The organism is Phytohabitans aurantiacus (genome assembly GCF_027923225.1).
GTDB lineage: Bacteria > Actinomycetota > Actinomycetes > Mycobacteriales > Micromonosporaceae > Phytohabitans > Phytohabitans aurantiacus.
Genome location: NZ_BSDI01000007.1, coordinates 691,318 through 712,187, shown reverse-complemented (window position 1 = coordinate 712,187; position 20,870 = coordinate 691,318). Strand labels below are relative to the sequence as shown.

At 70.8% G+C, this 20,870-nt stretch carries 16 protein-coding genes; 10 read left to right on the top strand and 6 right to left on the bottom strand.

The window, feature by feature from the left end; translation table 11 throughout:
• Nucleotides 1-12 precede the first annotated feature (12 nt).
• The 4 genes from QMG73_RS10730 to QMG73_RS10715 are packed head-to-tail and all read right to left on the bottom strand — an operon-like array spanning nt 13 to nt 7,318.
• Complete coding sequence (locus QMG73_RS10730; protein ID WP_281894127.1) at nt 13-1,614, bottom strand: FAD-dependent oxidoreductase; 1,602 nt, start codon at nt 1,612-1,614, stop codon at nt 13-15.
• Entirely contained in the window at nt 1,611-3,443 is a 1,833-nt protein-coding gene (locus QMG73_RS10725) for an MGH1-like glycoside hydrolase domain-containing protein (protein WP_281894126.1), read from the bottom strand. Before QMG73_RS10725 ends, QMG73_RS10730 begins: the two co-directional genes overlap by 4 nt.
• A gap of 3 nt (nt 3,444-3,446) precedes the next feature.
• Nucleotides 3,447-5,228: a glycoside hydrolase family 127 protein gene (locus QMG73_RS10720; protein WP_281894124.1), complete on the bottom strand. Its 1,782-nt coding sequence runs from the start codon at nt 5,226-5,228 to the stop codon at nt 3,447-3,449.
• Complete coding sequence (locus QMG73_RS10715; protein WP_281894122.1) at nt 5,228-7,318, bottom strand: golvesin C-terminal-like domain-containing protein; 2,091 nt, start codon at nt 7,316-7,318, stop codon at nt 5,228-5,230. The genes QMG73_RS10720 and QMG73_RS10715 overlap by 1 nt, the downstream gene beginning before the upstream one ends.
• Nucleotides 7,319-7,505: 187 nt before the next feature.
• Here QMG73_RS10715 and QMG73_RS10710 point away from each other — a divergent pair, with 187 nt between their 5' ends.
• The 7 genes from QMG73_RS10710 to QMG73_RS10680 are packed head-to-tail and all read left to right on the top strand — an operon-like array spanning nt 7,506 to nt 14,549.
• Nucleotides 7,506-8,582 carry a LacI family DNA-binding transcriptional regulator gene (locus QMG73_RS10710; RefSeq protein ID WP_281894121.1) on the top strand — a complete coding sequence of 359 codons (1,077 nt, stop codon included), beginning with the start codon at nt 7,506-7,508 and terminating at the stop codon, nt 8,580-8,582.
• Entirely contained in the window at nt 8,579-9,508 is a 930-nt protein-coding gene (locus QMG73_RS10705; protein WP_281894119.1) for an ABC transporter permease, read from the top strand. The genes QMG73_RS10710 and QMG73_RS10705 overlap by 4 nt, the downstream gene beginning before the upstream one ends.
• Entirely contained in the window at nt 9,505-10,314 is an 810-nt protein-coding gene (locus tag QMG73_RS10700; protein WP_281894117.1) for an ABC transporter permease, read from the top strand. The genes QMG73_RS10705 and QMG73_RS10700 overlap by 4 nt, the downstream gene beginning before the upstream one ends.
• Nucleotides 10,315-10,347: 33 nt before the next feature.
• Complete coding sequence (locus QMG73_RS10695) at nt 10,348-11,868, top strand: ABC transporter substrate-binding protein (RefSeq protein WP_281894115.1); 1,521 nt, start codon at nt 10,348-10,350, stop codon at nt 11,866-11,868.
• Entirely contained in the window at nt 11,865-12,839 is a 975-nt protein-coding gene (locus QMG73_RS10690; RefSeq protein WP_281894113.1) for an ABC transporter ATP-binding protein, read from the top strand. Before QMG73_RS10695 ends, QMG73_RS10690 begins: the two co-directional genes overlap by 4 nt.
• Nucleotides 12,832-13,638, top strand: a complete 807-nt coding sequence (locus QMG73_RS10685; protein ID WP_281894112.1) for an ABC transporter ATP-binding protein — start codon at nt 12,832-12,834, stop codon at nt 13,636-13,638. Before QMG73_RS10690 ends, QMG73_RS10685 begins: the two co-directional genes overlap by 8 nt.
• On the top strand, nt 13,635-14,549 hold the full coding sequence (locus QMG73_RS10680; protein ID WP_281894111.1) for a dihydrodipicolinate synthase family protein: 915 nt from the start codon (nt 13,635-13,637) through the stop codon (nt 14,547-14,549). The genes QMG73_RS10685 and QMG73_RS10680 overlap by 4 nt, the downstream gene beginning before the upstream one ends.
• A gap of 293 nt (nt 14,550-14,842) precedes the next feature.
• Here QMG73_RS10680 and QMG73_RS10675 read toward each other — a convergent pair whose 3' ends face one another.
• Together QMG73_RS10675 and QMG73_RS10670 are read right to left on the bottom strand one after the other, a co-directional pair.
• Nucleotides 14,843-16,645 (bottom strand): RICIN domain-containing protein, encoded by a 1,803-nt coding sequence (locus QMG73_RS10675; RefSeq protein WP_281894110.1) that lies wholly within the window; start codon nt 16,643-16,645, stop codon nt 14,843-14,845.
• Between the two features lie 84 nt (nt 16,646-16,729).
• Entirely contained in the window at nt 16,730-17,740 is a 1,011-nt protein-coding gene (locus tag QMG73_RS10670) for a LacI family DNA-binding transcriptional regulator (protein WP_281894109.1), read from the bottom strand.
• Nucleotides 17,741-17,917: 177 nt separating this feature from the next.
• Here QMG73_RS10670 and QMG73_RS10665 point away from each other — a divergent pair, with 177 nt between their 5' ends.
• Genes QMG73_RS10665 through QMG73_RS10655 form a run of 3 tightly spaced genes read left to right on the top strand, consistent with a single transcriptional unit; the run spans nt 17,918 to nt 20,854 of the window.
• Nucleotides 17,918-19,174 (top strand): sugar ABC transporter substrate-binding protein, encoded by a 1,257-nt coding sequence (locus QMG73_RS10665; protein ID WP_281894108.1) that lies wholly within the window; start codon nt 17,918-17,920, stop codon nt 19,172-19,174.
• 37 nt (nt 19,175-19,211) lie between these two features.
• The gene (locus QMG73_RS10660) at nt 19,212-20,048 is read left to right on the top strand and encodes a carbohydrate ABC transporter permease (protein ID WP_281894107.1); all 837 of its coding nucleotides are present in this window, start codon (nt 19,212-19,214) and stop codon (nt 20,046-20,048) included.
• Nucleotides 20,045-20,854, top strand: coding sequence for a carbohydrate ABC transporter permease (locus QMG73_RS10655; protein WP_281894106.1), 810 nt, complete (start codon nt 20,045-20,047; stop codon nt 20,852-20,854). The genes QMG73_RS10660 and QMG73_RS10655 overlap by 4 nt, the downstream gene beginning before the upstream one ends.
• Nucleotides 20,855-20,870 lie beyond the last annotated feature (16 nt).

Below are 20,870 nucleotides of genomic sequence, written 5' to 3'. Positions count from 1 at the left end.
GGACGCTGGGGTCTAGTAGCCGCTCAGCTTTGGCCACACCACCTCGACACCGTCGGCGACGAGGCTGGCCCGGAAGTCTTCCAGCCGGCTCTGCTGGGCCCGTACCTGCCGGGGCGCGACGCCCCGGTCGAGGCAGTGCGCGGCCAGCGCGCCGGCCACCTCGCCGATGTTCCACTCCGTGGGGTGCATGCGGTAGCAGCCGTTGGTGATGTGGGTGGTGCCGATGTTCTTCCCCGCCGGCAGCAGGTTCTCCATCCGCACCGGCAGCAGGGCGCCCAGCGGCAGGTGGTACGGCGTCGCGCCCACGTCGATGTACGTGTCCAGGCCGGTCGACGGGTGCAGGTCGATCCGGTACGCGCCGACGCCCACGCTGTCCGGGTAGGCGACCGAACCGCGCTCGCCACGCACCTCCAGCGAGAGGTCCTGCTCGACCACCGTGTACTCGGCGCGGATCCGCCGGGACTCGCGGATGTAGGGCGCCTTGGCGAAGCCGTCGGCGGTGCCCAGCACGTCGCCGCGCGGGCGCAGGCCCGGCCAGCCGGTGCCGCCGTCGGGCCGGGGCACCTCGGTCTGCAGCCAGTAGAGCATGCTGAGGCTGAGCTGCCGGGACGAGGCGAGGTGCTTGGCCTTCTCCTCATCGCTGACGCCGATCAGCGGCCCGAGGAAGTAGTCGATCATCGGCCAGTTGACCAGCGTGACGTCGCTGCCCACCAGGCCGGGGGAGAGGGTCCGTCGCGACACGATCCGCCGGAAGACCCACAGGTCGCTGTCGCCGGCGCTGAGGCTCTGGTCGGCGACGACATCACCGTCGGCGACCGGGTTCGGGACGAAGGTGCGCGGGTACCGGCGCAGCGTGCGCGGATCGGGAGCGTCCAGCGATACCAGGTTTCCGCCCCAGAACTCGGGGCTGAAACCGCTCCAGAAGTCGTACTCGGCCGGCTTGTCGATGGTGTGGTCCTCGCCGGCCAGGTGCTCCAGCGCGAAGCACCACGAGAACGCCTGCATGTTGTCCGGCTGGGCCTCGGCGGGAGCGTGCGGCTCCCCGGTCTCGGCGCGCGACTCGAACCCGGTGACGTGCTCGGTGCCGGTGAGCGCGAGCAGGTCGCCCAGCTCGGTGGCGTCCAGCACGTACGGCGCGGCCAGCTCGACGCGGTCGCCGTCCGGCCCTTCGACGACCACCGCGTGCACCCGATCGCCATCGACGTCGGCGGCGACCGGCCGGTGCCGGATGAGCACCCGCAGCCGGCCCGCCGCCGTCCACGGCGCCAGCATCGCGTCGATCACGGCCGCCGCGACGCGCGGCTCGTGGCACAGCGGGCTGACGGTGCCCTCGCCCGGGTTGAGATACCGCGCGGACCGGGCCCTCTCGCTGAGCGGGTACCAGCGCCGGTAGTAGTCCCGGATCCCGTCGCGCAGTGTCCGGTAGCTCGCGGTGCAGCCGAATTGCTCGATCCACGGGTGCTCGTCGGGCGGCACCGCCTGGGTGGTGAGCTGACCGCCCAGCCAGTCGGTCTCCTCGGTGAGAAGCACGGTCCGGCCGCGCCGCAACGCCGCGAGAGCCGCCGCGACGCCGCCCAGACCGCCACCGACGACGAGCACGTCCGCCCGGTTCATCGCGTTCCTTCCTCGGTGAAATAGGGTTCCAGACCGTTTTCGATCAGCGGGATCAGGCTGAGCAGGGCGCCCCAGGAGTGGAACGGCTCGCTGTTGGCCTTGTCGCAGCCCTCGCCGGTGTTCGCGGAGTAGTTCTCGTGCACGTGGCGCGCCTCGTCCCACTCCTTCATCGCCAGCTCGCCGCTGCGCTCGGCCAGCCACCGCCGCTCGTCGGCCAGGCCGAGCCGCCGGAGCCCGAGGTACACCAGGAAATTCATCGGCGGCCACACCCGGCCGCGCCAGTAGTAGCTGCGCGAGGCGGACTCGACGTCGGTGCGCGGTGTCGACGGGATCGCCCACCGGCCGCCGAAGGAGGTCTCGTCGCGCAGGTACCGGTCCACCATGAGGCGCGCGCGGCCGTCCGCGCCGAGCCCGGCCAGCAACGGGTAGAAGCTCATCGGCGAGATGTCCGATGTGAATTCATCGGTGTCGAGGCGGCGGCTGCGGTACGAGGCGGTCTGTTCCGACCAGAGGCGGCGCTCGACGGCTTCGGCCACGGCCGCGCCGCGCTCGCGCAACTCGTCCCGTTCGGCGTCCCTTTCCAGTACGCCGGCGATCTCCGCCAGCGCCTGGCAGTCCATCACGTACTCGCTGTTGAGGCCGACGTCATGGGCCAGGAGCAGGCCGACCGAAGGGTCGTACGGGATGCCCGCGAACACGGGATGGTCGTCGCAGCCGCTCTCGCAGGTGGCGCCGAAGTGCTGGTCGATGCGCGGGATGTCCTGAGGGGACGGCCACTCGGGGGTGAACGCGGTCGAGCCAAGGCACAGCAGGTCGCCGTGGCGGCGTACCCGCCACCACCAGCGGTTCCAGCGCAGTAATCCGTCGAAGACCTCGGCCAGGAACCAGCGGTCGCCGAAGCGCCGGAAGAGCTGCCACGCCGCCATCGCGCCGACCGGTGGCTGGGAGCCGTCGTAGGTGCGCCGGCCGGTGCCCTGCGCCACGTTGGGCACGAAACCGTCCGGGGTCAGCTCGCGGGTCATCTCGACCGCGTTGGCGTACGCCAGGTCGGCGCTGAACACCCCGGCCAGCAGCGCGTTGAAGTAGTTGTCCCAGCAGAACAGCGCGTACCCGCCACGCTTGCCGACATTCCACAGTCGACTCACCGTGGTCACCACGCGCTCGCCCGCCGGCTCGTACACGGTGTTCCAGGCGATCGCGTCCCGCACCAGCTCCCGGTGCCGCCCCTCCACGCTCTCCGGCGGCGCGATCCGGGCGGCGGCGACCAGCGCCTGGATCTGGGCCAGGTCGCGGGGCCGCCCGGTCGACACGCCCACCGGCTGGGACAGCCGCATCGCCAGGTACGGGCCGGCGAGGTCGACGTACGGGTCGTGGTAGCGCGGCGCTGTCCCGTGCACGGCGATCGGGTCGCGCCTGGGCAGGTCGGCGGCGATCGCGTCGCCGTCGTGCCGGACGCTTCCGGGGCGGTTCCACAGCAGGCCCACCGAGACGGTGAGCGTCGCCGGCTGCGCCTGGTTCGCCAGCGGGGTGGCCAGTACCACCAGGTCGGCGTCGGCGTGCGCGGTCTCGACGAGCACCTCGACGCCGCGCCAGCGCACGGTGACGGCGGTGTAGGAGCCGTCGATCGCGTGCGGGCCGAGGGTCACCTCCTCCGCCTCCGCGTCGCGGCGTCCGATGTGGACGCGGTGCAGCGTGTTGCCGCGGTAGTACTCCTTGAGGCCGAGCGCGACCGCGAGCCCGTCCGGCAGCAGCACCTGGGTCAGCAGGCTGTGCGTGTCCCAGGTGTTCCAGCCGCGGGCGAGCCGCCGCTGAGCGTCCTCATAAGACATGATCTATACCTTCGGTATCCAGACCCGCATCGCGTGCGGTCCTCGGTTGGCCCAGGCGAAGTACGGGATGAGCGTCATGCCGGCGGTGTGCAGCACGGTCACGCCGCCGAGCAGATCCGGCCGGTGTTCGGCCTTCACGGGTGCCGCCGGGTCGATGCGGATGTCCTCCAGGGTGACGCCGGCCGGCTGGTCGGGCTGTTCGATCGCGTACACCAGCGGGCCGCGCGCCACGGCGAGGCAGCCGCGCAGGGCGTCGACCCGATCGTCGGGCACGATCCGCCGCGCGTGCAGGGGAAGCTCCATCAGCACCCGGTCTCCGGTGTGGAACGCGCGCCGCAGCCGGGCGTACCCGCCTGGTGGCACGGGCTCGCCGTCGACCGTGGCGCCCTCGGCCCAGGCCGGTACCCGCAGGGCCAGCTCCACCTCCCGCCTCGGCGCGGCCCGCACCGTCACCGCGACCCGGCCGTCCCACGGGTACTCCGTGTCGACGTCCACGGCGAACTCGCCGGCCCGCACCGAACCGGCCGCGTACTGGTGTATCTGGAGCCCGTCGCCGGTGCCGGTGGCCAGGTACGCCGGCAGGCTGGCCAGGGTGCGCAGCACATTGGGCGGGCAGCAGGCGCAGTTGAACCAGGGCCGCCTGCCGTTGTTGGGGGAGCGCTGCAGGTCGCCGCGCGCGCCGGTACGCCGGTGGAGCGTGTTGACGTAGAAGAACTCCGTGCCGGTCGACGACACCGCGGGGAGCACCGCGTTGTAGAGCAGCAGCTCGACCTGGTCGGCGTACTGTGCCTCGCCGGTCGCCAGGTGCAGCCGCCACGCCCACTGCAGCATGCCGATCGCGGCGCACGTCTCGGCGTACGCGCGGTCGGGCGGCAACTCGTACGGCTCCCCGAACGCCTCGCCGTCCCAGCGCGACCCGACGCCACCGGTGACGTGCTGCTTCCGCCGGCGTACCGCGTCGAACTGGCGGCGCACCGCGGCCAGCAGCTCAGCGTCGCCGGTCTCGATCGCGACGTCGGTGGCGCCGGTGGCGAGGTACACCGCGCGGACCGCGTGCCCCGACAGCGTTTCGGCCTCGCGGACCGGCTGCGCGTCGGAGTAGTGCGCCGGGTCGCCGTAGTGCGACGGGTCGAAGCCGGGTTTGGTGGCCCGCCCGTACCCGCGGGTGTCGACGAAGTGCCGGGCCAGCTCCAGATAGGACGGTGTGCCGGTCTGGCGGTACAGCTCGACCAGCGCCATCTCGACCAGCGGGTGCCCATCCAGGTCGGTACGGGCGTGCGGGCCGAAGGTGGCGGCGAGGTGATCGGCCAGCCGCGTCGCGACATCCAGCAGCTCGGTGTCGCCGCTCGCCCGTGCCGTCGCCACCGCCGCCTGAAACAGGTGCCCGGCGGCGTAGTGCTCGTGGCTGCTCCACAGTCGCGCGTACGGCTGCTCGCCGCTGACCTGGATGACCGAGTTGAGATAGCCGTCGTCGCGCTGGGCGGCGCGGATGGCGCGGGTCAGCGCCGGCGTCTCGGGATGACCCGCACCGTCCCAGGCGACCGCCTCCAGCCACTTGTAGACGTCGGAGTCGCGGAAAGCGGCTCCCTCGGCGGCGCCGGTCTCCTCGCCCGCCGCGACGCGCAGGTTGTGGATGTGTCCGGCCTCGACGAGCCGCTCGTAGACGACCGGGATGGCGGCCCGGTTGCCGGCCATCCGCCGCGCCCACAGCCCGCTGGTGATGCGATTGGCGGACAGTGGGCGCAGCGCGACGGCGGCCTCCGGACGGGGTACGACGGGAGCCATCAACGAATCCGCCGGAAGCGCACGGCGTCGGCGATGACCGTCTTGTCGGCGGCGTCGGTCAGGATGACGTGGCCGTCGATGCCGCCCCGGAAGGGGAACACGCCGAGCGAGGCCCATTCGCCGCTACGCGGTTCGGGCGCCCCGGCGACCTGCTGGTTGACCACGACCGGTGTGCTGCCGCCGTCGTGGTGCACCGTGTAGGTGGCGTTCGTCGCCCGGTTGGTGCCCGCCGAGTACGAGACCAGCACCTCGTACCGGCCGTCGCCGGGCAGGGCCGGACGCCAGCTCACCGCGCTGGCACCGGTGCCGGGCCCGTGCGAGAGGTAGTTGAAGCCGTAGTACCCCGGGACGCCGCGGCTGCTCGGCCACGATCCGGACACCACCTGGAAGCCAAGCTCTCCATTGTCGACGGTCACGTCGTCGCGTACGTCGGCCGGGGCGGCCGCCCGCACCAGGCTCAGCTCGTCGACCGAGATCGCCGTGCCGCCGCCGCGACCAGGGCCGGCGAGCGTGAACCGGAGCTTGTGCGGGCCCGACCGCAGCCGGGTCCGGTCCAGCCGCAGCACGTCGTACCCGGCGGTCCGCCACGAGGTCAGGTCTATTGTGGAGTTCACCGGCTCCGCGCCGTCCACTGTGACCCGCACGACGCCGCCGTCCGGTGAGCGGAAGAAGCGCAGCCACAGCTCGTACTCGCCGGGCCGGCCGACGACGAAGGGGTACTCGATGAAGTCCCCGACCGCTCCCGGGCTGTAGGCGGCGCGGGCGCCCTCACGCGCGGTGCCCTCGCGCACCACCGCGACCGTGCCGCCGGAGCGGCGCGCGAGCGGCGCGAGGCGGCCGAGGTCCTGTGTGTACTCGCTGATGCCCGGTCCGTTGGCCAGGCTGTCCCGCCCCTCGGTGACCCATTCCAGGTTGAACCGCGCGACCGCCACCCGTTGCGGGGTGCCGTCGAGGTCGCCGTCGCAGCCGTACAGCAGCACGATCGTGCCGTCGGACAGGCGCGCCAGATCGGAGTAGAAGGAGCGGTCGGGGTTGACCACCCGGCTGTACCGGAACGAGTAGCCCTCGTCGTAGCTGACCGAGACCGTCATGTTCCACCGCATCGGCGCGTCCGGGCGGCTGAGCAGGATGCGGTCGACGCCGCCGCCACGCGGTCCGCCGGTGAACCGCAGCAGTCCGGCGTCCACGCCGTTGAACAGCCAGGCGGCCTCGTCCATCCGGGGCACCGACCAGGTCACGCCGCCGTCCTCGCTGACCGTGACGCTGCGCGGCCAGTTGGCGCCGGAGCCCGCTCGGCTGTTCATGAGCACGGTGCCGTCGGCGCGCTCCACCAGCCGCGCCTCGCCGACCGTGGGGTACTCGGCACCCATCGGCACCGCCTCACCGGCGTGCCAGGTGCGGCCGTGGTCGTCGCTGTACAGCGTGCAGACGCCGTAGTTGCGCTCGCTGGTGGGTACCCCGCTGATGATGGTCCGGTGCGAGACGGTCAGCAGCAGCCGGCCGCTGGCGAGCTGGATGCCGTGGCCGGGACCGGGACCGTGCATCGCCCAGTTGAAGGGGAAGTGCTCGAACAGCGACGTGAGCTCGCGGGGCTCGCCCCAGGTGACGCCGCCGTCGGTGCTGGAGATGACGTACATGGTGCTGAAGTCGGCCGAGCAGCTCGTGTTCTCCGGCAGCCGCACACAGTGGTTGTAGAACAAAAACACCTCGTTGGTCGCCCGGTCGACGACGAAGGTGGGGTTGGCCCAGCACTGGCCCTCGGTGGCGGCGACCAGCGTCTGCGACGGTGTCCACGTGGCGCCGCGGTCGGTGCTGCGGCGCAGCAGCAGGTCGTGCGGGCCGGCGTCGCAGTTCTCGTACCGGCCCTCCGTGCAGGCCAGGATGCTGTCGTCGGGCAGCGCGGTCAGGGCGTGCACGTGGTAACTGGCCAGCGGGTCGACGGTGTTGTCCCACAACGTCGTCTCGGCGAAGAACGGCTCGGCGGGGGAGGGTCGTGATCCGGCGGCGAGGGCGGCGGACGGGAGCGCGGTCGCGGCGGCGCCCGCCGCGAGGCCGAGCGTGAACGCCCGCCTGCTGATGGGGTTGGTCATGCGAGCTCCTGATCGGCGCGAGTTTATTAATACGTATTAAGATCAACTCCTTGGGACAGTACTGGAACCGCTTCGGGCACGTCAACGGGCGGAAACGCCGCCGAAATGGCCCGTTGACGGGTGCCGGAGATCGCGAGTATGGTCGCTCCCACTGGATCTTCTAATACGTATTAATTGGAGCCGCGCAGTGTCCCTGCCCCCGCGTAAAGGCCGACCCACCCAGGTCGACATCGCGCGCCGTGCCGGCGTCTCGCAGGCCACGGTCTCGCTGGTGATCAGCGGCGGCGCGGTCAGCGACCAGGTCGCCGAGTCGACGCGGCAGGCCGTCCTGGCGGCCGCCGCCGAGCTGGGCTACACGGCCAACGTCGCGGCGCGCCGCCTGCGCGGCAAGCGAAACCACCTGCTCGGCGTCTACACGTTCGAGCCGGTCTTCCCCGTCGACCAGCGCGACTTCTACTACCCGTTCCTGGTCGGTGTCGAAGAGACGACCGCGGCCCTGGGCTACGACCTGCTGCTGTTCAGCTCGGTCACCTCGGCCGCCGACCGCTCCATCTACGCCGGTGGGGTCAACCGCCTGCGGATCGCCGACGGGTGCGTGCTACTGGGCCGCAACGTGCGCCGCGACGAACTGGCCGCGCTCGTGCGGGAAGACTTTCCTTTCGTCTTCCTCGGCCGCCGGGAGTTGCCCGACGGCGAGCTGTCATACGTCGCCGCCGACTACGTGACCGCCACCAGCGACATGGTGACGACCCTCGCCGGGTACGGCCACGAGCGCATCCTCTACCTGCGCGCCATCGAGGACACCGAGCCCACCCTCGACCGCGAGGCCGGCTACCGGCAGGGGCTCGCCGCCGCGGGCCTGGCGGTCGACGAGTCGCTGATCCAGGCGCTCGCCGACCCCGCGGAGCTCACCGCCGAGCACCTGGAGCACTGGATCGGCCGGTACGGCGCCACCGCCGTCCTCATAGAACCCACAGAGGACACCCGGCTCACCACGGCGCTGGACGCCATCGCCGCCACCGCGCGGATCAGGTTCCCGCACGACTGCTCGGTCGCCCTCCTCGGCGACCCTCCAACGTGGAGCCCGGACCAGCGGGACTGGACGCGCTTCTCGCTGCCGCGGATCGAGATGGGGCGCGAGGCCGCCCGCATGCTCATCGACCTGCTCGAGGACCGCCAGGACGCGCCGCGACACCGCAGCTTGCCGTGCAGCTTCGTGCCCGGTGACTCGATCGGGCCGGCACCATCGGCGGGGCCGTCATGATCCGGGTGATCGTGAAACGGCTGCTCGTGGGCGTACTCGTCATGTGGGGCGCGGCGTCGCTCATCTTCCTGATCGTCCGGGTCGCACCCGGCGACCCGGCGACGATCCTGTTAGGACCGGACGCGGACCCCGCGCAGATCGCCGAGCTGACCACGCGGCTCGGCCTCGACCAGCCCAAGCTGACGCAGTACGTCCACTTCCTCGCCGACGTGGCCCGGTTCGACTTCGGCGAGTCGTACCGGTTGGGCCGCCCGGCGATGTCGGAGGTGCTGACGCGCCTGCCCGCCACCGCCGAGCTGATGCTCACCTCCACCGCGATCGCCGTCGTCTTCGGCGTCACCCTCGGGCTGCTGGCCGGCGCGCGTCCCGGCCGGATGGTCGACCGGGTGGTCTCCGCGAGCACGATCGCGCTCCAGTCGTTCCCCACCTTCTGGGTCGGCATCATGCTGATCCTCGTCTTCGCGCTGTGGCTGGGGGTGCTGCCCAGCGCCGACGCCGGCACGCCCGCCCACCTGGTACTGCCCGCCGTCACGCTGGCGCTGCCGTTCACCGCCACGGTCGCCCGCCTGACCCGCACCAGCGTCGCGGAGACGATGCGCGAGCCGTACATCCAGACCGCCCGCTCCAAGGGCCTCACCGAGCCGCAGGTGCTGCTCGGCCACGCGCTGCGCAACTCACTCATCCCGGTCGTCACGATCGTGGGCCTGCACATGGGCGGCCTCATGGGCGGCGCGGTCATCGTCGAGAACGTCTTCGCCTGGCCCGGTCTCGGCTCGCTGATCGTCGACGCCGTCGCGGGCCGGGACTACGAGGTGGTGCAGGCGGCCACCTTCCTGATCGCCGGCATCGTCATGCTCTTCAACCTGGTCGCCGACCTGCTGTACTCGCGGCTCGACCCGCGGATCAAGCTGGACACCGTCTCATGAGGCGCATCCCGTATCTGGTGCTGGCGCTCTACGCCCTGGTCGGCGGCCTCGGTCCGCTGCTGATCGAGTACGACCCGGTGCCCACCTCGCTGCCGGACCGGCTGCGCCCGCCGGGGTCCGACGTGTCGTACGGAACCGCGTGGCTGGGCACCGACGCCCTCGGCCGCGACGTGCTCGCCCAGGTCGTCTACGGCGCCCGCACCTCCGTGATCATCGGCATCTGTACCGTCGCCCTCGCCTGCCTGATCGGTGTGGCGGTCGGCACCGCGGCCGGCTACTTCCGGGGCTGGCTCGACACCGTCCTCGCCCGCGGCATCGACATCCTGCTCGCCTTCCCGGCGATCCTGCTGACCATCGTGATCGCGGGTGCGTTCGAGCGCAGCGTCCTGCTGGTCGTGACCGCGCTGTCCGCGACCGCCTGGATCTCCTTCGCCCGCGTCACCCGCGGCATCGCACTCTCGCTGCGGGAACGTCCCTGGGTGGACGCCGCCCGCGTCCTCGGCGTGCCGCGCCCGGCCATCCTGGTGCGGCACATCCTTCCCTTCACCATCGGTCCGGTGGTCGCCCTCGCGACCCTGGAGTTCGCGCTCGTCGTGCTGGCCGAGGCCGGGCTCAGCTTCCTGGGCATCGGCCTGCCCAACTCCGCGGTGTCGTGGGGCCAGACGATCGCGAACGGCAAGCAGTACCTGGAAACCGCGTGGTGGATCTCGGCGCTGCCGGGCATCGCGCTCTCGGTGCTGATCGTCAACATCGGCATCCTCGGCGACCAGCTCACCGCCCGGTACGGCCGAGGTCACCTGCGCTAACTCTCCTCCTCACGAGCGACAGGAGCACGACATATGTTCAGGGCACTGAGATCACGCGCGCTGACGGCCATGATCATCCTCGCGCCGGCCGCGCTCGCGGGGTGCACCGACGCCTCAACCGGCAGCGGGTCCGGCTCGGGCTCCGGCGAGATCACCGTCGCTGGCACGTACCCCATCGAGAGCCTCGACCCCCACGGCCCGCAGGGCGGCGGCACCGGTACCCAGCTCGCGGCGCGGGAGCTCTTCAGCCGGCTGGTACGGCCGAAGGCCGACGGCACGCTCGAAGGCGACCTCGCCACGGCGTGGAAGCCGGACGCGACCGCTACACAGTGGACGTTCACCCTCCGCGAGGGCGTGAAGTTCAGCGACGGCAAGGCGGTCACCGGCGCCGACGTCGCCGCCTCGTTCAAGCGCCTCATCGACAACAAGGGCACGAACGCCGCGAACTTCCCCGGGTACACGATGACAGCCACCTCGGACAGCGAGGTGGTCCTGAAGGCCACGAAGCCGGACGCCGCCGTGCCCGGCAAGCTCGCGACCTTCTACGTGGTGCCGGCGAGCGTGGCGACCACCGACGCGGCGTTCTTCCAGAAGCCGGTCGGGTCCGGGCCGTTCACCGTGGAGAAGTTCACGCCGTCACAGACCCTCACGCTCGTGCCCAACAAGAACTACTACGCCGGGGCGCCGAAGGTCACGCGCGTGACGATCCGCAAGATGCCCGAGCTCGCCGCCCGCCTGACCGCGCTGCGCACCGGCGAGGCGGACGTCGTCTGGGGCATCCCCGACGACCAGCTCGGCCAGATGCAGAGCGACTCCAAGCTCACCGTCGAGACCGTGCCGAGCACGGCGGTGTTCACGATGTGGTTCAACTCCTCGACGCCCGCGCTGCGCGAGGCCGCGGTGCGGCGCGCGCTGTGGCAGGCCGTCGACTTCCAGACGATCGTCAAGCAGCTGTACCCGCAGACCGGCGGCCTGGCCGACGCGCCGGTATCGCCCATCACGCTCGGCTACGTCGCCCAGCAGCCGGTCACCTACGACCCCAACGCGGCGAAGGCGGCCCTCACCGCGGCTGGTTTCGACTTCTCCAAGAAGCTGCGGCTCCAGTTCGCGAACGCCGAGTTCCGGCAGTTCAACCAGGCGGTGGTCTCCGACCTTGCGAAGATCGGGGTACAGGTCGATTTGCTGGAGAAGGAACAGGCGGTGTTCACCAAGGACCTGCTGGCCCTCAACTGGGACATCAACTTCCAGCAGCTGTCGAACCCGACGTTCGACGCGGCGAACACGCTTGGCCGCCTGTACCCGTGCGCGGCCAAGCGGAACGGGTACTGCAACCCCCAGCTCGACCAGTTGCTGAGCGCGGCCGGGTCGAGCCCCGACCAGGCCGAGCGGGTCAAGCTGTACGGCCAGGCGAGCCAGATCATCTGGCAGGACGCGGTTGGCATGTTCCCGATGGCGGTCAAGTACGCGTACGCCTGGAACAAGCGCCTCGAAGGCTTCACGCCCGACCCCAACGGCCTGCCCGACTTCTCCACCGCGCAGGTCCGCGGCTCATGAGCGACATGCTGGAATTGGTCGGGCTGGTCGTCGACCTGCCCGGCCCCGGCGGCGCTGTCCGGGTGGTCGACGGGGTGTCGTTCGACATCCCGCCGGCCACCACCGTTGGACTGATCGGGGAGTCAGGCAGCGGCAAGACGATGACGGCGAACGCCATCATCGGCCTGCTTCCCGACGGCGCCACGACCGGCGGCGCGCTGTGCTGGCGCGGCGACGACCTGCTGCGGGTCGACCGCCGCCGGCGCCGGCGGGTACGGGGCCGCGAGATCGCGATGATCTTCCAGGACCCGCTGGCGGCGCTCAACCCGACACAGACGATCGCCCGGCAGGTCGGCGAGATCCTGCGGCGCGACGGCCTGGACCGCGACGAGGTGCGGCGGCGGGTGGTCGACCTGCTCGACCGTGCCGGTATCCCCGAACCGGCCCGCCGCTTGAACAACTACCCGCACGAGTTCTCCGGCGGGATGCGGCAGCGCGCCATGATCGCGCTCGCGCTGGCGGGCAACCCCGCGCTGCTGCTCGCCGACGAACCGACCACCGCGCTCGACGTGACCGTGCAGGCCCGCATCCTGCGGCTGCTGCGCACCATCCAGGAGAGCGAAGGGCTGGCCATGCTGCTGGTCAGCCACGACCTGCGCGTGGTGGCGCACGTGGCACACCAGGTGGTGGTCATGTACGCCGGGCGGGTCGCCGAGCGCGGGCCGACCGCCACCGTGCTGCGCCGCCCGGCCCACCCGTACACGCGCGCCCTGGTCGACAGCGTGCCGGCGATCCGGACGCGGACCGCGCTCGCGCACCCCCTGCCCGGTACGCCGGCCACTCCGGCCAACCGCCCGGCCGGGTGCGCCTTCCATCCGCGCTGCCCGCTGGCCCGCGAGCGGTGCCGCACCGAGCAGCCGGCCGTCCGGTCGGTGGCGCCCGACCACTGGACCGCGTGCCACTTCGCGGAGGAGATCGCCGATCGTGTCTGAAACCCTGCTCAAGGTGCGCGACCTGCGGGTCAGCTTCGGCCGGCGGCCCGGACCGCCGTGGCGGCGTGCCACCACGCGAGAGTTCGTCGCGGTCGACGGGGTGAGTCTCGACGTCGGGCCGGACGAGACGGTCGGCCTGGTCGGCGAGTCAGGATCGGGCAAGACCACCGTGGCGCGCGCCGTCGTCGGGCTGGTGCGGCCGGACTCCGGCACGGTCACAGTGGACGGACACCGCCTCGGGCCGGTCGGCCAGCGCCCCGCCGCACTGCAACGCGCGGTGCAGATGGTGTTCCAGGACCCGCGCTCGTCGCTCAACCCGCGGATGACTGTCGCGGCGATCGTCGGCGAGGCGTGGCGTACCCATCCCGTGTCCGCTCCGGCCGGCGACCGTACCGCCGCGCTGCACCGCCTGCTCGACGACGTCGGACTGGACGCCAGCGTGGCCCGCCAACACGCCGGCGAACTGTCCGGCGGGCAGTGCCAGCGGGTCAGCATCGCCCGCGCCCTCGCCGTCAAGCCGCGGCTGCTCGTCTGCGACGAGGCGGTGTCCGCGCTGGACGTGTCGGTACAGGCGCAGATCCTGCGGCTCCTCGTGGACCTGCGGGCCAGCCACCGGCTGTCGATGCTGTTCATCTCCCACGACCTCGGCGTGGTGCACCAGATCGCCGACCGGATCGCGGTCATGCGAAGCGGCGTCCTGGTCGAGCAGGGTCCGGCCGGCGAGGTGCTCGTCGCGCCGCGGCACGAGTACACGCAGGCGCTGGTCGGCGCCGCCCTCGAACTCAACACCGAGTCATGAGCGGCGACCTGCTCGGCGGTGTGGTGGTCCCGCTCGTGACGGCCATGGAGTGCCCCGGCGCGCCCTCCGCGCCGGCGGCCGAGCCGCTGTTGCGCGCGATGGCGGGCGCCGGCGTGCGGCGGCTCATGCTGCTTGGCAGCAACGGCGAAGGGCCGCTGGTGCCCGCGGACCGGACCGGCGAGTACGTGGCCGGGGTGGTGGCGCGATGGCGAGACCTCGTACCGGGCGGGGTGATCCTGGTGAACGTCACCGCCCCCGGCACCGCCGAGGCGCTGCTGCGCGCCGAGCAAGCCGTCGCGGGCGAGCCGGACGCCCTCGTGCTCAGCCCACCCACGTACTTCCGGCACCGCCCCGACGAGGTCGTCGCCCACTACGCGGCCCTGAGCGCTTGCGGCCTGCCGGTGGTCGCCTACAACGCTCCCAAGTACGCGACTCCTCTGGAACAGTCCAGTGTGGACGGTATCGTGGCGCTGCCACACGTGGTGGGCGTCAAGGACTCGTCCGGCGACCCGGCCATGCTGGCAGCCCTGATCGCCGCGGCACGCCACCGGCCCGACTTCACGGTCAGCCAGGGCGACGAACGCCAACTCGCCGCGGCACTGCGGGCCGGAGCCGGCGGCATCGTGCCCGGCACCGCCAACCTCGCTCCGCGACTCGCCCTCGCGATGGTCGACGCGCACGCCGTCGGCGACGACACCGAACTCGACCGCCTGCAGGAGCTGAACACCCGCCTGGCCGCCCTGCACGCCGTGCGCCCTGGGGTGCCCACCGTCAAAGCATTGCTGGCCCGCTGGGGCCTGTGCCCACCCCACGCCGCCCCACCCCTGACTGCGTGCACGCCCACCGAAACCGACCGCCTCGTCGAGCTGGCCCGCCCCCTCGGCCGCTACCTGCTCACCCCACCCGCGTAGTTCGCCTCCCTACGCTCATGGCACGCGATGCCGGCTCGCGAGCGACTCAAGGTGGACACGGCGGTGCGGCGCGCACCGATCAGGCTGGCTGCGGCGCTAGGCGCGCGCCGATCAAGCCGGCTGCGGCGCGCTAGGCGCGCCGATCAAGGGCATCTGCATGGATCAAGGGCGAACGCACGCGGATCTGAGATCAAACCACGTGCATTCGCCCTTGATCGGCGGGAAAAGGGGGCGCCGTGGAGCGGGAGCGGCGCGGGGAGCGCGAGCCGGGCGGCGCGCGGGGGAGCGGGGGGCTAGCGGGACCAGAGGCGCCAGGTTTGGTTGGACGGGGTGGCTTGGGTTGCTGGGTTGCAGGTCCATTGGTGGACGGCGGCGCGAGGCGCTGTGGAGATGCCGCTGACGTCTACGCACTTGCCGCTGTGGCGGGCGACGAGCTGGTAGTCGTGGGAGTCGTTGCCGCCGTACGTGACCTTTCGCAGGGTGAACTGCTGGTTGGTGCCGCTGCCGCAGGTCCACTGCTGCACCGCGGCACCGTCCGCTGTGGACGCACCGTTGACGTCGAGGCACTTGCCGCTCTGCTGGTTCACGACGGTGTAGGCACCCGCGACACCCGCCACGGGGCGGAAGTTCCACAGCTGCTGGTCGCCGCCCTCGCAGTGGAACTGCTGCTGTTGGTTGCCGTTGGCCGTACTCAGGTTGGTGTTGTCCAGGCACTGCTGGGAGTGCTGCGCGACCGCCACGGTCTGGAAGCCGCCCTCGGAGGGTGGCAGGAGCGTGATGGTAAAGGTGTCGTCGGCGTTGCTGTGTGGCAGGTTCACCGTGGTGGCGTTGCCCGACAGCGTCACGACCGAGTTCGCGATGGTGATCGGGCCCTGCACGGCGGCGCCGCCGTTGTAGGGGATGCGCTGTGCGACCACGCGCACCTGGTTGTTCTGCACGATGCCGCTGGTCGTATCGAGGCGTTGCAGGTTGACGGCGATGTTGCCGGTGGTGCCGCCACCGCCGACCAGGATCCTGGCGACACCACTGTCCTTTGTGGCGAAAGCGTCGTACGCCGGGCTGGGTGTGACGGAGGAGATCAGGCCGGTCTGCGAGCCGTAGTAACGGTAGACCCACCACTCGCCCTTGGGCATGTGTACGCCGGTCGAGTTGCGCACGAGCAGGTTGCCGAGGTCGTTGTGCAGGTTCGCGGTACTGGCCCAGTTGGCGCGCAGGCCATCGGCGCCGGCTCGTTCGAGGCGCGCGATGTACCAGGAACCGTCACCGGGATTCTGCTCGCTCGGCGACCCGTACTCGTTGATCTGATACGGGCGCGGGTGCGGGATGCCACGCGCGTTGAGTGTCGTGTTGGCGGTGTTGACGTTGGCGACCGGGTCGCCGGGCAGGCTGTGCCAGCTGATGATGTCCGGCACCAGGTTGTTGGCGCGGATGAAGTCGAGGTACTGGACCCACCAGCCACCGGTCGACGGCACGCACGCACAGCTCGGCCCGACGAGCAGGTGGCTGGGGAACTCGGCGCGCAGCCGCTGGTAGGTGCGGCGCCACAGCTCGAAGTACTGCGCCTGCGAGCGGTTCCAGAACAGGCCGAGGTTCGGCTCGTTCCAGATGTCCCACTGCACGGCGATACCGGCCGCGCGTACGTCGCTGATCAGGCGGGTGAGGAACGCGTCGTAGTCGGTCCAGTTGCCGTTGTCGCCGGGGAAACGCGAGATCGGGTACCCGTCGGCGCCCCACAGATCGTGGGGGAGGATGACGAACTGGCCGCCGAGCGCGATGGTGCGGCGGGCCTGGGCCAGTGTCGAGTCCCAGCGCCGTTGATAGGTACCGGCGACCCAGCCACCGGGTTGGCCGAGCTGCGCGCCGCCTGCGCGCATGTAGCGGAACTTGACGTCGCGGTAGAAGTGGTCCGCGGGCCCGGAGGCGTTCTCGGTCATGCCGTAGATCCAGCCTGAGGCGCGGTACGTCGGGTTGCCGCCGGCGACGGAGAAGTTGACGGTGATGGACTCGTCCGCCGCTTGTGCGGGGCTGGCGGCCGTGAGGGAGGCGGCGGCTACCAGGGCGGCGGTGAGCACGCTGAGCAGCCTGGGTCTGTTCACAGGGACTCCTTGCGTAGGGGGGATCGCGGGGCGAGCGCGTGGCTCGTCCCGGGGATTACCGGAGTGGGGGTTACCGGATGGGGGTTACCGGGTGGGGGCCGGTCCGGTGGTGGAGCGGAGGGAGATGGGTGGGGTGAGGAGGAGGTGTCGGGGTGGCGCGTCGGGGGTGGCGATGCGCTCGAGGAGGAGGTCGACGGCGTGGTTGCCCATCTCGGTCGGCACGTCGGCGGCGGTCAGGGGCGGGCGGAAGTCTTCGGCCCAGTGCCGGGCGGCGACGCCGGCGATGGACATGTCGCGGGGTACGGCGACGCCGGCACGTTCGAGGGCGCGCTGGATCCCGGGCAGCGCGGCCTCGTTGATGGTGGCGATGGCGGTGACCTCGGGGTGTTGTTCGCGCAGCTGTTCGAGGCAGGACTCGCCGCCGGGGGCGTCGTCGGCGCAGCACATGTCGACGCCGGTCAGCCCGCGCTGGGCGACGGCCTCGGTGAACCCGGTCAGGGCGCGCTGTGCCGGCCCGTAGCCGGCGGCGACCAGCTCGGCTGAGCGGTTGATCAGGGCGATGTGCCGGTGGCCGAGGTCGGCCAGGTGGTGCACGCACCGGGCGATCAGGGTGGCGTAGTCGACGTCGACCCAGCAGGTGCCCTGCGGGTGGGCGGTGTGCCCGATGGTGACGAACGGCAGCCCGGTCTGCTGCAGCCGGGTCACCCGCTCGTCTTCCAGGCGGATCTCCATGAGGATGACGCCGTCGACGCGCCGGCCGCTGACGATCCGCTCGAAGGAGCGGTCGTGGTCGCCGCCGGAGGGGGACAGGAGCACGTCGAGGTCGACGCGGGCGGCCGCCTCGACGACGCTGGCGACGAAGCCGAGCTGCATGTCGGTGAGGCGCAGGCTGGCCGGGGGTATGACCAGGCCGAGGGTGCGGGTGCGCCCCTCTTTCAGGGCCCGGGCCGCGGCGTTGGGCCGGTAGTCCAGCTCGTCGATGACGGCCTGGATGCGCTGCCGGGTCTCCTCGGAGACGACCCGTTTGCCGCTGAGCGCGTACGAGACGGTGCTGCGGGACACGCCGGCTCGGCGCGCGATCTCACCGATGTTCATCTCGTACACCTCACGACGTGCAGCTTAGAGCACAGGCTGAGCTAGCGAATCGGTTCGCTGGGAGCGTAGAAGCTGTTACGAAATGATGTCAAGGGCTATTGACCGACGCTCGGATACGGGCCTATCTTCTGTCGAACCGATTCCGCGAACCGATTCGCTACCTCTAGGAGCATCGATATGAAGACCCCCGCCCGCAGGTGGCGCGCCGTGGGCGCCGCGTTGGTCGCCGTCTCGCTCGCCGGCGCCGCGACCGCCTGCTCGTCCTCGTCCTCCTCCGACGGCTCCTCGGACGGTGGCGGCTCGTACGCCATCTGGGACCCGTACCCGCAGTTCAACGACGACTCCGAGTGGGTCAAGCTGCTCAAGAGCTGCGGCACCTCCGCCGGCGTGACCGTCGAGCGGACCGGCTACGACACCACCGACCTGACCAACAAGGCGCTGCTCGCCGCGCAGCAGGACAACTCGCCCGACGTACTGATCATCGACAACCCGGTGATCTCGACGCTCGCCGAGGCGGGCGCGCTGACCACGACCGAGGAGACGAAGCTCGACACGTCGGCGATGGAGCCGAACCTGCTCGGCGCCGGCCAGAGCGGCGGCAAGACGTACGGCGTCCCGATCGGGGCGAACACGCTCGCTCTTTACTACAACAAGGACGTGTTGACCGCGGCGGGCGTCGACGTCGCCTCCGTGAAGGACTGGCCGTCGCTGACCGCCGCGCTGGCAAAGGTGAAGGGCGCCGGGAAGAAGGGCATCACCTTCTCCGCGATCGGCACCGAGGAGGGCAGCTTCCAGTTCCTGCCGTGGTTCTGGGGCTCCGGCGCGCAACTGACCGCATTGGACTCCTCGCAGGCGGTCTCCGCGCTGACACTGTGGACGGACTGGCTCAAGCAGGGATACGCGCCGAACTCGGTCATCAACAACACCCAGACCACGAGCTGGCAGGAGTTCGCCAGCGGCGACTACGCGTTCAGCGAGAACGGCACGTGGCAGCTGGGCAACGCGGAAAAGCTCGGTTTCGAGTACGGGATCATCCCGATCCCGGCCAGCGGTGGCGGCACGGCACCGGCTCCCACCGGTGGCGAGTTCGTCTCGATCCCGGTGCAGAGCGACACCGGCCGGTACGCCACCTCGCAGAAGCTGGTGTCCTGCCTGACGAGCCCGGACAACCTGCTCACCACCGACACCACCCTGTCGTACATCGCTCCGGTCGCGGCCGTACAGGACAAGCAGGTCGCCGCCGACGCCAAGCTCAAGGTCTGGGTAGAGGCGGTCAAGGCCGCCAAGGGGCGCACCGGTGACAACCTGGGCACCAAGTACCCGAAGATCTCCGAACCACTGTGGACCGCGACGCAGGCCGCGCTCAGCGGATCGAAGTCGCCCAAGGACGCACTGTCCGCCGCACAGACCACGGCCGCAAGTGCGACAAAGTAAGACGCGCGATTGGGCGGGGTGGGCGTTTCTCGCGCCGGTGACGCTGTACCTGCTGGCGTTCTACGCCTACCCCCTCTATCGCAACATCGAGCTGAGCCTGCGTACCTACACGGTCCGCTCGTTCGTCCAAGGTGGAGCGCCGTTCGCCGGGCTGGACAACTACGGCAAGATCCTGTCCGACCCGACCTTCGGACCGGCGCTGCTGCACACCGTGGTCTTCACCGGCGCGTCGCTGGCCTTCCAGTTCACCATCGGCATGGCGCTGGCGGTCTTCTTCCACCAGCACTTCCCGCTGTCGGGCACGCTGCGGGCGCTGTTTCTCGTGCCGTGGCTGCTGCCCCTGATCGTGTCGGCGTCGACCTGGTCGTGGATGCTCAACAGCGAGGCCGGCGTGGTCAACGCGGCGCTCGGCGTGGTCGGCGTCGAGCCCGTCAACTGGCTCACCTCGCCGCAGTGGTCGCTGGTGTCGGTGATCATCGCGAACGTCTGGATCGGCATCCCGTTCAACCTGGTCGTGCTCTACAGCGGCCTGCAGGGGATACCCGGCACCCTCTACGAGGCGGCGTCGCTGGACGGCGCGACCGGCTGGCAGCGGTTCTGGCGGATCACGTTTCCGATGCTGCGCCCGGTATCGGCCATCACGCTGCTGCTCGGCCTGATCTACACGCTGAAGGTCTTCGACATCATCTGGATCATGACGAGGGGTGGGCCGACCGACTCCTCCACGACGTTCGCCACCTGGTCGTACCGGCTCGGGTTCGGCAACCTGCTGCCCGCCTTCGGGCCCGGCGCGGCGGTCGGCAACCTGCTGATCGTGATGGCCCTCATCTTCGGGCTTATCTACATCCGGATCCAGCGGAGGCAGCAGGCATGAGGAGTCCCATCAAGACGGTGATCGGGCTGGTGCTGACGGCCGTCATGCTCTTCCCGGTGTACTGGATGATCAACGTGTCGTTCACCCGCGACCAGGACATGCGGGCCGACCCGCCGCACCTGTTCCCCGTCGACGGCACGCTGGAGGGGTACCGGGCGGTGCTGGACCAGCAGTTGCCGTACCTCGGAACCAGCCTGCTGGTCGGGCTCGGCACCGTCGCGCTGACCGTCGTGCTGGCCGCGCCGGCGGGGTACGCACTGGCCAAGCTGCGTCCGGTCGGGGGCGGGGCGCTCAGCTTCGTACTGCTGATCGCCCAGATGATCCCCGGAATCATCATGGCGATGGGCTTCTACGCCATCTACCTCAACCTCGGCGTGCTCAACTCGATACCCGGCCTGATCCTGGCCGACTCGACGATCGCGGTGCCGTTCGGGGTACTCATCTTCACCGCGTTCATGTCCGGGATACCGGACGAGCTGACACAGGCGGCCGTGGTCGACGGGGCCGGCCGGCTGCGCACGTTCTGGTCGGTGGTGCTACCGGTCAGCCGCAACTCCATCGTCACCGTGTCGCTGTTCGCCTTCCTCTGGGCGTGGTCCGACTTCATCTTCGCGTCCACCCTGGACGGTGGCGGAGACCACCGGCCGATCACCCTCGGCATCTACCAGTACATCGGAAACAACAACCAGCAGTGGAACGCCATCATGGCCACCGCCGTGGTCGCCTCCATCCCGGCCACCATCCTGCTGATCATCGCCCAGCGGTACGTCGCGGCCGGCGTGACGGCCGGCGCCATCAAAGACTGAGAGTGAGCTGCCACCT

What these genes read in the sequence shown, in the direction of transcription:
- QMG73_RS10730 (WP_281894127.1), bottom strand. Translation starts at nt 1,614, where the DNA reads ATGAACCGGGCGGACGTGCTCGTCGTCGGTGGCGGTCTGGGCGGCGTC.
- QMG73_RS10725 (WP_281894126.1), bottom strand. Translation starts at nt 3,443, where the DNA reads ATGTCTTATGAGGACGCTCAGCGGCGGCTCGCCCGCGGCTGGAACACC.
- QMG73_RS10720 (WP_281894124.1), bottom strand. Translation starts at nt 5,228, where the DNA reads ATGGCTCCCGTCGTACCCCGTCCGGAGGCCGCCGTCGCGCTGCGCCCA.
- QMG73_RS10715 (WP_281894122.1), bottom strand. Translation starts at nt 7,318, where the DNA reads ATGACCAACCCCATCAGCAGGCGGGCGTTCACGCTCGGCCTCGCGGCG.
- QMG73_RS10705 (WP_281894119.1), top strand. Translation starts at nt 8,579, where the DNA reads ATGATCCGGGTGATCGTGAAACGGCTGCTCGTGGGCGTACTCGTCATG.
- QMG73_RS10700 (WP_281894117.1), top strand. Translation starts at nt 9,505, where the DNA reads ATGAGGCGCATCCCGTATCTGGTGCTGGCGCTCTACGCCCTGGTCGGC.
- QMG73_RS10695 (WP_281894115.1), top strand. Translation starts at nt 10,348, where the DNA reads ATGTTCAGGGCACTGAGATCACGCGCGCTGACGGCCATGATCATCCTC.
- QMG73_RS10690 (WP_281894113.1), top strand. Translation starts at nt 11,865, where the DNA reads ATGAGCGACATGCTGGAATTGGTCGGGCTGGTCGTCGACCTGCCCGGC.
- QMG73_RS10680 (WP_281894111.1), top strand. Translation starts at nt 13,635, where the DNA reads ATGAGCGGCGACCTGCTCGGCGGTGTGGTGGTCCCGCTCGTGACGGCC.
- QMG73_RS10670 (WP_281894109.1), bottom strand. Translation starts at nt 17,740, where the DNA reads ATGAACATCGGTGAGATCGCGCGCCGAGCCGGCGTGTCCCGCAGCACC.
- QMG73_RS10665 (WP_281894108.1), top strand. Translation starts at nt 17,918, where the DNA reads ATGAAGACCCCCGCCCGCAGGTGGCGCGCCGTGGGCGCCGCGTTGGTC.
- QMG73_RS10655 (WP_281894106.1), top strand. Translation starts at nt 20,045, where the DNA reads ATGAGGAGTCCCATCAAGACGGTGATCGGGCTGGTGCTGACGGCCGTC.